Raw genomic sequence first — 13,481 nt, 5'->3', positions numbered from 1 at the left:
TTCTACCTATATTCTCCTGATCGAGATCGCCTCAGTTCGGGACGATAGAATCCGCGGAAGCGCATAATCATGGACCAGCTGAACAGCACCGCCGCGACACTCCTCTCCAGCAAGGATCGCGGCTGGAAGGGCCTGGAAGCGAATTTCCTTCGTATTCAGGCTGGCCGAACCCATGTGCCGGGGTCGCAGACGCATCGGCTCGGCATTCATTTCGGGCGGGCCGTAAATGCTTTTTGTGAGTGCGACGGCCGTCAATACCGCCGTCGGCAGGCGCATGGCGATATCGATATCGTTCCTGCCGGACTCGATGGCTGGTGGGAAGATGACGGGGACTGCACCATTCTACGCCTGAATATCCAGCACGAACTCCTTCAATCCGCCGCAGAAGCGCTCGGCAGAAATTCGGATGCGGTTTCTCTGGCACCAAAATTCCAGCTTCGGGATTCCCGGATTGAATCGATCGCCTGGGCGATCAAGGCCGAAATCGAGTCGCCGGTCCCGTCGGACAAAACCTATGCGGAAGCGCTGGGATTGGCGCTGGCGATCCGCCTGGTGGAAGGCGGCGAACAGACTTCGGTCGGTACAGCCGCGACAGGCGCCACTTTGACAAACCGCCATCAACGACGCCTGTTGGATTTTATCGAAGCCCATATCGATCAGTCGCTGTCTCTTGCCGATCTCGCCGCGGCGGTCGATCTCAGCGTATCGCATTTGAAACCACTCTTTCGCGCCACTTTCGGCGTGCCGGTTCATCACTACGTGCTGACGCGCCGGATCGAGCGCGCCAAATTGCTCATCCTCTCCACCGACATGCCGCTCGCCGAAATCGCTTTGGCGACAGGGTTTGCCCATCAGAGCCACATGACGCACTGGATGCGGCGCATCCTCGGCCTCACCCCCGGCATGCTGAGCCGGATGCATTCATGACTTCGATTGTCGTCCAAACCTGCAATTGACCATCCGGATCTGTGCGATCCCGCGAGCATACATGGCTAGACTGCAGGAAAATCGACAGGAGAAGATGCAATGCACGCAATTCTGGGCGCCACCGGCAAGGTTGGCCGCACGACCATCGCCGCCCTGCGCAAGGCCGGCGTTCCGGTCCGCGCAATTCTGCGCGACGGCTCGAAAGCACAGGTTTTTTCGGATCTCGGCTGCGAGATCGCCATTGCCGATGTGCACGACCATCGGGCGCTGACGGCCGCATTCGAAGGGGCGAGCGCCGTCCAGATCATCTGCCCGGTCGATATTCGTGCCGCTGAAGCCTATTCCAGCATGAGACGACTGGTGGACCGTATTGGCGAAGCGCTGTCAGCCGCCAAGCCGCGAACCATTCTTGCCATTTCCGACTATGGCGCGCAGCATAGCTCTGGCACCGGCGTCACCTTGATCTTCCACGCGCTTGAAACACGGCTGCGTCGGCTGGAGACCGAAAGGCTTATCCTGCTGCGATCGGCCGAGCACATGGAGAACTGGGCGCGTCTGGCAAAAGTAGCGGCCGATAGCGGCCGATTGCCGAGCTTCTATCATCCGCTGACCAAGCTTCTTCCGACCATCTCCGCCTATGACGTGGGTTCGATCGCGGCCGAATTGCTTTTGGAAAAGCAGGACACCGCGCTAAGGATTGTTCATGCCGAAGGTCCTCGGCGTTATACGCCGAATGACGTTGCGGCGGCCATCGGCTTGCTGGCCGGGCGCGAGGTCGTTGCCAAACCGCTTCCCGAGACCGAATGGCAAGCCGCACTCATGCGGGCGGGTCTTTCCGAAGACTATGCGCGACTACTGGTCGAACTTTATACCGCCCACAATGCGGACCGAATAGATGTCGAAAAAGATGTGGGCGAGATCCGTCGAGGTACAATCGAATTGGTGGAGGCGTTGCGGCGGATTCTCAGCGCATGAGGATTCTCGAACGCCTGGAACAGGCTATTTGCTGCCCTGCGCACGATCTCAGCAGCGCGGGATTGTCAGCACGATGGTCGTGCCGCCACCCTTGCGGCTGTCGATCGTCGCGTGGCCGCCGTGCGCCTCGGCGATCGCCTTGACGACGGCGAGGCCGAGGCCTGACCCGCCGCCTCTTCGCGTTCTCGCATCGTCGGCCCTCCAGAACCGCTCAAAGGCCCGTTCGCTTTCCGCAGCCGTCATGCCGGGGCCGTCATCCGAAACCATGATGACGCACAGGTTGCCGGCCTCCTGAGAGGCTACACTCAACCTCGAGCCCGGAGCGTAGCGTGCGACATTGTCGATGAGCGCAAGCATTGCCTGCCGGATGCGCGCCCGATCGGCAATCACCGGCATCTTCTGCAAGTCGGTTTCAATCCTGATGCTGAGGCTGGCAAGCGCCGGCCCAACGGAATCGATGATGTCTGCGATTTCTTCTCCAACGTCGAAACGCGATTGCTGCAGCTCCATGCGCCCGGCATTCATCAGCGAAAGCGTCTTGAGGTCGTCGACGATGCGCGTCAGAGCATCGATATGGCCGATCAATCCGCGGAATACCTCCTGGCTCGGCTCGAACACCCCATCCGCCAGCCCCTGCATGCGCCCGCGCAGGATCGTCAGCGGCGTGCGCAACTCGTGCGCGATGGCTGAATTCGAATATTGGAGCTCCTTTTCCGCTCTTTGCAGCTCCTCTGCCATCCGATTGAAATCGTTGATCAGACGGTCAGCTTCGCCGAAATTGCCTTCGCCGGTTGCCCGGCCGGCAAAATCTCCATCCGCAATGAGGCGGGCAGCCTCCGTCACGGCCGTCAGGGGCTTGACGAGGCGCCGGGCAAGCCGCCATCCGACATAAGCGCCGACGGCCTGGCCGATCGCCACGTTGATGCCGAGCACGACGAAATCGCTGACGGCCCAGTCGTCCGGCGGAGCGGAGTCCTTGAACAGCCATTCGTAGACATAGCCGTAGATCAGGAAGCCGAAAAACATCACCGACAGAGCGACGAAGGCGACGATGGTCGTCGACCAGATGATTTGCCTGTTAAGGCTGTTGCTAACCGAAATCGCCAAGGCGGTAACCCACTCCCCTGACGCCATTGAGAAGCTCGCCGACACCGGCGGCATCGAGCTTGCGGCGAAGTTTGCTCATGTGACTGTCGACAGTGCGGTCAAGCGCATCGCCTTCGGGAAGGCAGGCATCGACGATCTCGCCGCGTTCGAAGGCCCTGTTCGGGAACCCAGCCATATATTCGAGGATGCGGAATTCGGTGCGCGTCAGGTTCAACGGCATGCGGCTTTCGCCGTCCTCGACGACGGCCATGTGGGCGATCGGATCGATTGCGAGCCTGCCGACCCGCAGCACCTTGTTCGCAGCACTTCCCGTCGCCCGTCTCAGAACCGCCCGCGCCCGGGCGACCACCTCGACCGGGTTGAACGGCTTGACCACATAGTCGTCGGCGCCGGAGCGCAGCCCATGCAGCTTGTCGAGATCGTCCGCAAGTGCCGTGACCATGATAACAGGCGTATCGCCTCTTTGGCGGATGGTGGCAAGCACGGTGTGACCGTCGAGCTTCGGCAGTTTGACGTCGAGGACGACGAGATCGGGCCGCAGCCGCTGGTGATGGGAAAGCCCGATCTCGCCATCCGAGGCCGTCAGCACACGAAACCCCTCGCGCTCAAAATAGCGTTCAAGAATATCGGAGATTTCCGGCTCGTCCTCGACGATCAATATCAATGCATTTTCCATCCAAGGCTCCTTTACCGGATAGAAACGTCAGACAGGGCCTGCGCGTCAACATTCCTCTGCCCTCCTCCATAAAACCTCCACAAAACGTCGACCGAAGGCCAACAATCCCGATGTTTGCTTAGGCTCGGACGAAAGTGCCATTCGCGGCGTTGAAGCGGCTCCTTTCGAATGGGTTCATGCCGTCGAGACGCGGAGCGACGATCTCCTCACGTCCCGGTCAATTGGGAATACATCTATGCGATCTGCAATCGAACTGCCTTGCGGGAAGGCGATATTGGCGGCAATGGCGATGCTTATGCTGGTTTCCAGCCACGCTTACGCGCAGGAGAGCAGCGAAATGCCCGCTCCCACAGTCGGTGTCCTGGAAATCAAGGCGCATCCGGTGCCTGTCATGAGCGAGCTTCCAGGGCGCATCGCCGCGACCCGGGTCTCCGAGGTGCGTGCTCGCGTCTCGGGCATTCTCCAGGAGCGCGTCTTCGAGCAGGGCAGCCTCGTCCATAAGGGCGACGTTCTTTACCGGATCGATCCGAAGCTGTTTCAGGTGCGGGTGGCGAGCGCCAGGGCGGCCTTGCAGAAGGCGAAGGCCGTCCAGGCCAATGCGAGGCAACAGCTGGAACGCCAGCGCTCGCTGCGAGAGCGCAATGTCTCGACCGCCGTCGACTATGATACAGCCGCCGTCAATCTCGCACAGGCCGACGCCGATGTCGCGGCTCAGCAAGCCGCCCTCGACGAAGCTGAGATCAATCTGGACTACACCGAGGTAAAAGCGCCCATCACCGGCATCATCGGTGGCGCTCTCGTGACCGAGGGAACGCTTGTGACCGCGGAAGGCGCGTCCAATCTCGCGCTCATCCAGCAGATCGATCCGGTCTATGCCGATTTCACGCAATCCGCGCAGGACCTCCTGGCGCTGAAGCGGGCCGTCAGCGAAGGCAAGCTGCAGAGCCCGGCACCCGGACAGGCATCCGTCGAGCTCGTGTTCGACGGTGGAAAGAGCTATTCCAAGCCGGGCAAGCTGCTGTTTTCGAACGCGAATGTGGACCCGAGCACGGGACAGGTCACATTGCGTGCGGAATTTCCCAATCCCGATGGCGATCTCCTGCCGGGCATGTATGTCCGCGTGCGCATCCAACAGGCGGTCCAGAAGAGCGGCATCACCATTCCGCAAAGGGCGGTGATGAGGGACGCCGAGGGCAATCCGCAAATTTTCGTGATCTCCGCCGACCAAACAGCACAGGTGCGCAACATCGCCCTCGGCACGTCTCTCGGCGCCGAATGGATCGTGCTTTCCGGGCTGAAGGATGGCGAAACCATCATAGCGGACGGAGTCCCGAAGGTCACGCCCGGTGGCAAGGTCGTCGCCGAACCGTGGACGCCGCCAAGCGCCGAGCCGAACACCTCAGACCAGGCCGCAAAGTAATCAAATCATGGCACAGTTCTTTATCAGGCGACCCGTCCTCGCATGGGTCTTTGCTTTCTTCATCATGATTGCGGGGATCATTACCATCCCGATATTGCCGGTCGCGCAATATCCCGCCGTCGCTCCTCCGCAGCTTTCCATTTCCGCCTCCTACCCCGGCGCCTCGCCGCAGGAAATCTATCAGGGCGTGACCCGGCTGATCGAGCAGGAGCTGAACGGCGTCCACGGCATCGCCTATTTCGAGTCGACCTCCGACAATTCCGGCTCGGTGAGCATCAACGCCACCTTCGTCTCCGGAACCGATATCGGCAAGGCGACCGTCGACGTGCAAAATGCGGTGCGGCGCATCGAGGCGCGACTGCCGCAGGCGGTTCGCACGCAAGGCATTCAGGTCGAAGAAGCCAGTGCCGGCTTCCTGCTGATCGCGGCTCTGACCTCGACCGACGGCAAGATGGATGAGATCGCGCTCGGCGACTACATCAACCGCAATATCCTCGGAGAGCTGCGCCGCCTTCCCGGTGTTGGCCGTGCGCAGGTCTTCGCCTCGCAGCGGGCGCTGCGCGTCTGGATCGACCCGGACAAGATGGTCGGCCTCCATCTGACTGCGGCCGACATCAGCGCGGCAATCACCGCCCAGAACGCGCAGGTCGCAGCCGGTCAGATCGGCGCCACGCCCAATCCGGTCAGCCAGGATCTGACCGCGACCGTGATCGTCGAGGGCCAGCTCAACAGCGCGAAGCAATTCGGTGACATCATCCTTCGCGCCAATCCCGACGGTTCGACCGTGCGCCTGCGCGACGTCGCCCGCGTCGAGGATGGCGCGGAAACCTATTCGACTGCAAGCCGGCTCAACGGCAATCCGAGCGCCGGCCTTGCCATCCAGCTTTCCTCCACCGGCAACGCCGTTGCCGTCTCGGGGGCCGTTAAGGCGAAGATGGACGAGCTGTCGAAGTTCTTCCCGAAAGGTGTCGAGTACTCGATCCCCTATGACACCAGCCCCTTCGTCAATGCCTCGATCGAGAAGGTCGTGCATACGCTCATCGAGGCGATCGTGCTTGTCTTCATCGTGATGTTCGTCTTCCTGCAAAACTTCCGCTACACGGTCATCCCGACGCTCGTCGTGCCCGTTGCCCTGCTCGGAACCTGCGCCATCATGTATGCGACAGGATTCTCCATCAACGTGCTGACCATGTTTGCCATGGTGCTCGCGATCGGCATCCTCGTCGATGACGCCATTGTCGTGGTCGAGAATGTCGAGCGTATCATGGCCGAAGAGGGTTTGCCGCCGAAAGCCGCGACGCAGAAGGCAATGAAGCAGATCACCGGCGCCATCCTCGGCATCACGCTGGTGCTGTCCTGCGTCTTTATTCCGATGGCATTCTTCTCCGGAGCTTCCGGCATCATCTATCGCCAGTTCTCGCTGACGATGGTCGTCTCGATCATGTTCTCCGCCTTCCTGGCGCTGTCGCTGACGCCGGCGCTCTGCGCCACCTTCCTGAAGCCGATCGACGGAAATCATCATGAGAAGAAGGGGCTCGGCGGGTGGTTCAATCGCAAGTTCGACGGAATGACGGCGGGCTACACCAAGACGGCTGCCGGCCTTGCACGCCGGTCGGGACGCGTGATGGCCGTCTATCTCGCACTTGCCGTCGGCCTCGGCTACCTCTTCGTCAACCTGCCTGGTTCCTTCGTGCCGGAGGAAGACCAGGGCATCTTGATTGTCGACGTCCAGGGACCGCCGGAGGCGAGCGCCAACCGCACGATCGCGTCGCTGAAGCAGATCGAGGCGATTTTCAAGGCCGAACCGGCCGTCGAAAACGTCTTTGCCGTCCAGGGTTTCAGCTTCTCCGGAAACGGGCCAAACTCGGCCATCGCCTTCGTTACGCTCAAGGACTGGGCCGTACGGCCTGCCGGCAGTTCAGTGCCGGAAATCGCCGCGCGCGTCAACGCACAGCTCGCCGGATTGAAGGACGCCACCTCCTATGCCCTTTCGCCGCCGCCAATCGAAGGTTTCGGAACGACGAGCGGCTTCTCCTTCCGGCTCCAGGATCGCGCCGGGCGCGGACAGAAGGCGCTCAAGCAAGCTGCGGAAGAATTGATGGCAAAGGCGGCCAAGAGCAGCGTGGCGACGAACGTCCGCATCGAGGGCATGCAGGAAGCCGCACAGATCATGCTTGCGATCGACCGCGAGAAGGCGAACACCTTCGGCGTCGGCTTCACCGACATCAACGATGCGATCACCGCGAACCTCGGCTCCTCCTATATCAACGACTATCCGAACGCCGGCCGCATGCAGCAGGTCATCGTGCAGGCGGATGGCCGCAGCCGCATGCAGGTGGAAGACATGATGAAGCTGAACGTCCGCAACGCAAGCGGCGGGATGGTGCCGCTGGCATCCTTCGCGACCGCTGATTGGCGCAAGGGCGATCCGCAGATCGTCGGCTACAACGGCTATCCGACCGTCCGTATCACCGGCGAGGCAGCAACAGGCAAGTCTTCGGGTTCTGCGATTGCCGAGATGGAACGCCTCGCATCCGAACTTCCCGACGGTTTCGGCTACGAGTGGTCCGGTCAGTCGCGCGAGGAAATCGCCTCCGGCAGCCAGGCGCCGATCCTCTTCGCCTTCAGCATCCTCTTCGTCTTCCTGCTGCTGGCGGGCCTCTATGAGAGCTGGTCGATCCCGCTGTCGGTCATGCTTGTCGTACCACTCGGCATTATCGGCTGCGTATTGGCGGCGATCCTCCGCGACATGCCGAACGACCTTTATTTCAAGGTCGGGCTCATTGCGATCATCGGCCTGTCGGCGAAAAACGCCATCCTGATCGTCGAGTTCGCCAGGGATTATTACGCACAAGGCAAGTCCCTGCTGGATTCAGCGACCGAGGCTGCTCGCGTCCGCTTCCGCCCGATCGTGATGACGTCGCTTGCCTTCACGCTTGGCGTCGTGCCGCTGGCGATCGCAACGGGTCCCAGTGCCGCCAGCCAGAATGCGATCGGTACGGGCGTCCTTGGCGGCATGATCTCCGCAACGGTCCTTGCCGTCTTCTTCGTCCCGGTCTTTTTCGTCTTTGTGCTGTCCCTCCTCCGGACCAAGAGACCGGCCGAAGAGAAGGGTGCGGGCGCCGACGTCCCGCCCGCACCCACCGCCGATCCCCCATCCCGATGAGAAGGAGAAGAATCTTCCAAAACGGCCTTATGCCGACCTCATCATGCCGGTTAATTCGAAGGCCTTTAACCGACTGCCACTTTTTCCGTCACCTATTCATGACGAAATGAATTGTTAGGCATCGGCTGCGGCAATCTCGGAGAACCGGCAAAGGCCGCTTTCTTCCGGGATGGTTGGCCGCAGACTTATTCCAAATAAAACACAAAAGCTTAGCAGGCGAAATGCTGAGCACGGCTAACCAGGATTCCTTATGGCATCGGTATTGCATGCACGGTTGTGCAGATCATGCCGTCAGGATTGTGCCCATGCCAAACGCATGTCATTACCGTTAGCCTGAAGGACGATTTCGTGACTCCAATGGCCGAGTATCGGTCGAAAGCCGCCGCCGTCGCTCCACGCCAAACCGCATCGCCACCGGAAGCATCGCTGAAATCTACTCATGAGCCCTTCTGCTAAAGAGACCCCGCAAACGAATTCGCCGTCTTCCAGCGCAATGATCGCGACACCGCATTGGCTGGCCAGCCAAGCTGGCGCGAAAGTGCTGAAGCGCGGCGGCAATGCAATCGAAGCGCTTGTGGCAGCCGGCGCTGCCTTGTCGGTTACCTATCCTCATTTCTGCGGTCTCGGCGGCGATGCCGTCTGGCTGGTGTCAGACGAGAAAGGTAATGCGCGGACTTTCCTCGGCATCGGACAGGCCGCGGCAGCCATGCCGCGGGGAGAGATACCTCTGCGGGGGCCGGCCTCTACGCTCACGACAGCATGTCTCGTCGACAGCTGGGAGAAGGCTCTGGCCTACTCCGCTGCCGAATGGGTAGGCACCGAACAATTGCCGGCCCTTCTCGACGACGCCATCGCGCTCGCGGACGATGGTTTTCAAGTCAGTCAGTCGCAGGCTTTCTGGTACGAATTCCGGCGCGATGAGCTGAACGACTGGCCGGGCTTCAACGGGCTCTTCCGATCTGGCGGCGTCCAGCACCAGCCCGCTTTGGCCCGGACGCTCGAGGCCATAGCTCGTCACGGCACCCGCGAATTCTACGAGGGTGCGCTGGCCCGGCGAATTGCGAGCGGGCTTGCCGAGGTCGGTTCTCCGCTCTCCGCCGCCGATCTCGCCGCCACGCGGACCGATATTGTCGCTCCCCTCCGGCAGGCATATCGCGACACGATACTTCTTGCTCCGCCACCGCCGACCCAAGGCATAACCACCCTCGGCATCATGGGTGTGCTCGGCCACCTGTCGATGGCAGATTTCCGGCCCGACAGCCCAGCCTATTATCATGCACTGGTCGAGGCCGTGAAACAGGCATTCCTCGATCGGCACGCCATCGCCGATCCTCGCTGCGCCGCAGATGTCGCGAAACACCTTCTCGATCCGGATCGCCTCGTGGCCAAGGCTGCCGCGATCGATCCGGCATGGGCCTTGCCTTGGCCGCAAGACTATCGACACGGCGATACGGCGCTGCTTGCCGCCGTGGATGCCAATGGGAGATGCGCCTCCCTGCTGCAAAGCCTGTATTTCGACTGGGGCAGCGGGGTGGTAATCGGCGACACCGGCCTCCTCTGGCAAAACAGGGGAGCAGCCTTCAGCACCGATCCGGCAAGCCCCAATCATATCCAGCCTGGAAAGCGTCCTTTCTATACGCTCAATCCAGGTCTTGCGCTGAAGAACGGGCGCCCGCATCTGGTCTATGGAACGCAAGGGGCGGATGGCCAGCCACAGACGCTGTCGCTGCTGCTCAGCCTGCTGATCGATCACGGCCTTGATCCCGCTGCCGCCCTTGCACGCCCGCGCTTTTTGCTCGGCCGCACATTCTCGAACAGCCGCGACAGCCTGAAGATCGAGGAAAATATTGGCGCCGAATTGGTGTCGGCCCTTGCCGCCATGGGACATGAGATCTCGACAATCGGCGCTCTCAGTCCGCTTGGCGGCCAAGCCGGTGTCATCCGCATCGGAAACGACGGATCGATCGACGGCGCGCATGATCCGCGCAGCGATGGAGGCGCGATCCTACTTTGAGCGCCAGCGATCAACAATTCGATCTCATCATCCGTAACGTTCGCATCGCGGAGGACGGCGATTTCGTCGACATCGCAGTTCGGGGCGACCGGATCGCAGCCATAGAACCCCGCATTCGGTGCGACGCTGTATCGGACGTCGACGGCGAGGGAAGCTTCGCCTTCGGCGGATTTGTCGATACCCATATCCATCTCGACAAGGCCTGCATTCTCGACCGCTGCGCAATTTGCGAGGGTACGTTGAGCGAGGCCGTGCAGGAAGTCGCCAAAGCCAAGGTAGGTTTTGAAGAAGCCGATGTTTATTCGCGCGCTGCACGCGTCGTGGAGAGAGCGATTTCGCACGGCACGACGAGGATGCGAACCTTCGTCGAGATCGATCCGCGCGCAGGCTTCCGCTCCTTTGAAGCGATCAAGCGTGTCCGTGGGGATTATGCTTTCGCGATCGACATCGAAATCTGCGCCTTTGCCCAGGACGGGCTGACGAACGATCCGCAAACATACGATATGCTCGACGCAGCACTTGCCGATGGTGCAGATCTGGTGGGAGGCTGTCCTTATACGGATCCCTCTCCCGGCCGGCATGTGGACATGATTTTCGCATTGGCATCAAAGCACAATGTTGCGGTCGACTTTCATCTCGATTTCAGTCTCGATCCGGATCGAACCGATCTGCCCAAGGTGATCGACGCGACGCTCCGTCATGGCTGGCAGGGCCGCGTATCGATCGGCCACGTCACCAATCTGTCGGCTATGCCACAGGCACAGCTGCTTGCCATCGCAGATGACCTGGCAAAAGCCGGGATCGCTCTGTCGGTGCTGCCGGCAACCGATCTGTTTCTGATGGGCCGCGGACACGACCGCCTGGTTCCACGTGGTGTAGCGCCGGCCCATCTGCTCGCCGGAAGAGGGGTCGCCACGTCGATTGCGACCAACAATATTCTTAATCCCTTCACGCCCTATGGCGACGCTTCGCTAATCCGCATGGCTAATCTTTACGCCAATGTGGCCCAGCTTTCGCGTGACGAAGATATGGCCTTGGTTTTCGACATGGTGAGCGGAATGGCAGCGGGCCAACTCGATGGCAGCACGCGTCTGCAGGCGGGCGACGAAGCAACGATCGTGCTCCTCGACAGCGCCGGCCCCAATGCGGCCGTGCGCGAGATTGCCCGTGTGATTGCCGGCTGGAAAAAGGGGCGCAAGAGCTTCGACAACGGTCGCCCTATGCTCCACAAACCGATCTAGAACGACCGCGCCATCCATCGGGGACCGAAGTGGTCCACGAAGGAAGAAGCGAGGCGGGCAGCGCAATTGGATACCCCGCTAAGGCCGAAAGATCAGTCATACCGCTCCAGGAACTCCGAGACCGTCTTCAGGCAAAGATCCTTCTCTTCGACATGCGGCATATGGCTCGAATTTTCAAAGAGCACCCACTCGCAGCCCCTCACACGATCGACATAAGGCTTGACCACCAGAGGCGTCGCCTCGTCATATTTGCCTGAGATCAGCAAGGTAGGCGCCTCGATGAGCGGAAGTCTGTCTTCGATCGTCCAGTCCTTCATCGTGCCGATGACGTGAAACTCGGTCGGGCCATTCATGTTGCGGTAGACGGTATTGTCCTCGTCCATGGTGGCGAAGGTGCGGGCAACCTCCTCCGGCCAGGGCACGACCCGGCAGACATGGCGATCATAGAAGACGCGGGAGGCGACGATATATTCCGGATCGGTGATCGTGCCGGCGCGTTCGTGCTTCAATAATGTGTCCTGCACCTCTTGCGGCAGCTCCTCGCGAAGGCGATTCGCTTCTGCGACCCAGGTATGCATGTTGGCCGGCGAATTGGCGATCACCAATGCCTTCAGCCCCTTCGGTCGACGCACCGCATGTTCGGCACCCAGCATGCCGCCCCAGGACTGTCCGAGAAAGGCATAGCGATCCTGAATGCCGAGGTGCCTCAGCAGCGTGTCCAGCTCATCCAGGAAAAGCGCCGGTGTCCAGAAATCAGGGCCTTTCTCTGGCAGGCGCGTGGACTTGCCGTTGCCGAGTTGATCGTAGTGAATGACGGCGCGGCCATCGATTTCGGCAATGCCCTTGAAGCTATCGACATAATCATGGGTGCAGCCAGGCCCGCCATGGGCGACGACGAGCGGCAGCCTGCCGGAATCGAGCGAACCGGTGATGCGGTACCATGTCCGGTATTCGCGAAAGGGCAGAAAGGCTTCCTGCGTCGGGATTGCGGCCACGTGTCTCTCCATCTCCAGGCTTCGATGGACCAGACCATAACGCGACCGAAACGGCTGCGGCAGCTATCAGAAGTTATAGGATGGCTGTGCGTCCAGCAGCCGATAATGCGTGGCACGGACGACCGCCTGCGTGCGGTTCTTTGCGCCGAGCTTCTTTGCCGCGGCATTCAAATGCATGACGACCGTCGGCACCGAGCGATCGATGATGCGGGAAATCTCCTTGGCGGAATAGCCCTCGGCGGAATAGCGCAGGCATTCCCTTTCGCGCTCCGTCAGCCGGATCTTGCCGACACTCAGCGCTGCGGTGTCGAAGAGCGAATAGGCCGTCTCGTGGAAGACATGCGCAAGCAGGTTGAAATCGGCGATATAACGCAGGGCGTCGCGCTCGAACTCCTTGTTGGCACCAAAGCGAATTCCCGTGACCGTCGCGTAATCGCCGCGCGGCATGTGCACCGGCACCGTGACACCCGTCGACATGTCGCGCTCGCTCAGGTAGCGCGCAACGGGAACCGTGTCCTCGCTCATGAAGCGCTTGATCAGCGTATCGGCGTCGGGATCATAATTCCAGAAGAAGGGCGCCGAGGTTCGTAGCGCCACCTGCTGCACCGGATCGATGCGGAAATAGCCGCGATCGAACCAGTATTCATACATGTCGTCGGAGATGTTCCTGAGCTTTAAAAGCGATGGGATCATGATCTTGCCGTCAAGGTCGTAGGGCACCGGCGAATAATCGTAGATCAAAGCCTCGAAGCCGATTGCCTTCATACCCTCGAAGATATGGTCGATGCGGCCGTCCAGCGTCTGATGCGCCGTGAACTGGCGCCTGATGGTTCCGATTTGATCGAACATGCAGCGGTTCCAATCTGTGCCTGCGACCTCCCAACCTATCACTTCTTATAGCTGGTGCCGAGCGCGGTTTAAGGTAAAAATTTAGCCATGCTCAAATATTGAGCAAGCAGA

At 60.7% G+C, this 13,481-nt stretch carries 10 protein-coding genes; 6 read left to right on the top strand and 4 right to left on the bottom strand.

Translation table 11 applies throughout. The annotated features are described in order from the left end of the window. Positions 1–69: 69 nt before the first annotated feature. Complete coding sequence (locus FHX05_RS15195) at positions 70–927, top strand: AraC family transcriptional regulator (RefSeq protein WP_183872682.1); 858 nt, start codon at positions 70–72, stop codon at positions 925–927. 99 nt (positions 928–1,026) lie between these two features. Next, a complete protein-coding gene (locus tag FHX05_RS15190) occupies positions 1,027–1,902 on the top strand; it encodes an NAD(P)H-binding protein (protein ID WP_183872680.1) in 876 nt (291 codons plus the stop codon). A gap of 48 nt (positions 1,903–1,950) precedes the next feature. Here FHX05_RS15190 and FHX05_RS15185 read toward each other — a convergent pair whose 3' ends face one another. Both FHX05_RS15185 and FHX05_RS15180 read right to left on the bottom strand, forming a co-directional pair. Then, on the bottom strand, positions 1,951–3,036 hold the full coding sequence (locus tag FHX05_RS15185) for a HAMP domain-containing sensor histidine kinase (protein WP_246698954.1): 1,086 nt from the start codon (positions 3,034–3,036) through the stop codon (positions 1,951–1,953). Beyond that, complete coding sequence (locus FHX05_RS15180; RefSeq protein WP_183872678.1) at positions 2,993–3,685, bottom strand: response regulator; 693 nt, start codon at positions 3,683–3,685, stop codon at positions 2,993–2,995. Before FHX05_RS15180 ends, FHX05_RS15185 begins: the two co-directional genes overlap by 44 nt. 337 nt (positions 3,686–4,022) lie before the next feature. On the opposite strand from FHX05_RS15180, the gene FHX05_RS15175 reads away from it, so the two are divergent. From FHX05_RS15175 to FHX05_RS15160, 4 genes are all read left to right on the top strand, one after another. Next, positions 4,023–5,105, top strand: coding sequence for an efflux RND transporter periplasmic adaptor subunit (locus FHX05_RS15175; protein WP_348648319.1), 1,083 nt, complete (start codon positions 4,023–4,025; stop codon positions 5,103–5,105). Between the two features lie 7 nt (positions 5,106–5,112). Continuing rightward, positions 5,113–8,271 (top strand): efflux RND transporter permease subunit, encoded by a 3,159-nt coding sequence (locus tag FHX05_RS15170; protein WP_183872675.1) that lies wholly within the window; start codon positions 5,113–5,115, stop codon positions 8,269–8,271. Between the two features lie 439 nt (positions 8,272–8,710). Further along, positions 8,711–10,285 (top strand): gamma-glutamyltransferase family protein, encoded by a 1,575-nt coding sequence (locus tag FHX05_RS15165; RefSeq protein WP_183872673.1) that lies wholly within the window; start codon positions 8,711–8,713, stop codon positions 10,283–10,285. Continuing rightward, entirely contained in the window at positions 10,282–11,526 is a 1,245-nt protein-coding gene (locus FHX05_RS15160) for an amidohydrolase family protein (protein WP_183872671.1), read from the top strand. Before FHX05_RS15165 ends, FHX05_RS15160 begins: the two co-directional genes overlap by 4 nt. Positions 11,527–11,618: 92 nt before the next feature. Here the strand turns inward: FHX05_RS15160 and FHX05_RS15155 are convergent, their stop codons facing one another. Together FHX05_RS15155 and FHX05_RS15150 are read right to left on the bottom strand one after the other, a co-directional pair. Continuing rightward, positions 11,619–12,533, bottom strand: a complete 915-nt coding sequence (locus tag FHX05_RS15155; protein WP_183872669.1) for a proline iminopeptidase-family hydrolase — start codon at positions 12,531–12,533, stop codon at positions 11,619–11,621. A 54-nt stretch (positions 12,534–12,587) separates the two neighbouring features. Further along, a complete protein-coding gene (locus FHX05_RS15150; RefSeq protein WP_183872667.1) occupies positions 12,588–13,370 on the bottom strand; it encodes a LuxR family transcriptional regulator in 783 nt (260 codons plus the stop codon). Positions 13,371–13,481: the final 111 nt, after the last annotated feature.

This window comes from Rhizobium sp. BK491 (assembly GCF_014194925.1).
In the GTDB taxonomy this organism is placed as follows: Bacteria; Pseudomonadota; Alphaproteobacteria; order Rhizobiales; family Rhizobiaceae; genus Rhizobium.
The sequence above is the reverse complement of the archived record's forward strand: the minus strand, read 5'-3'. Positions and strand labels throughout refer to the sequence as shown.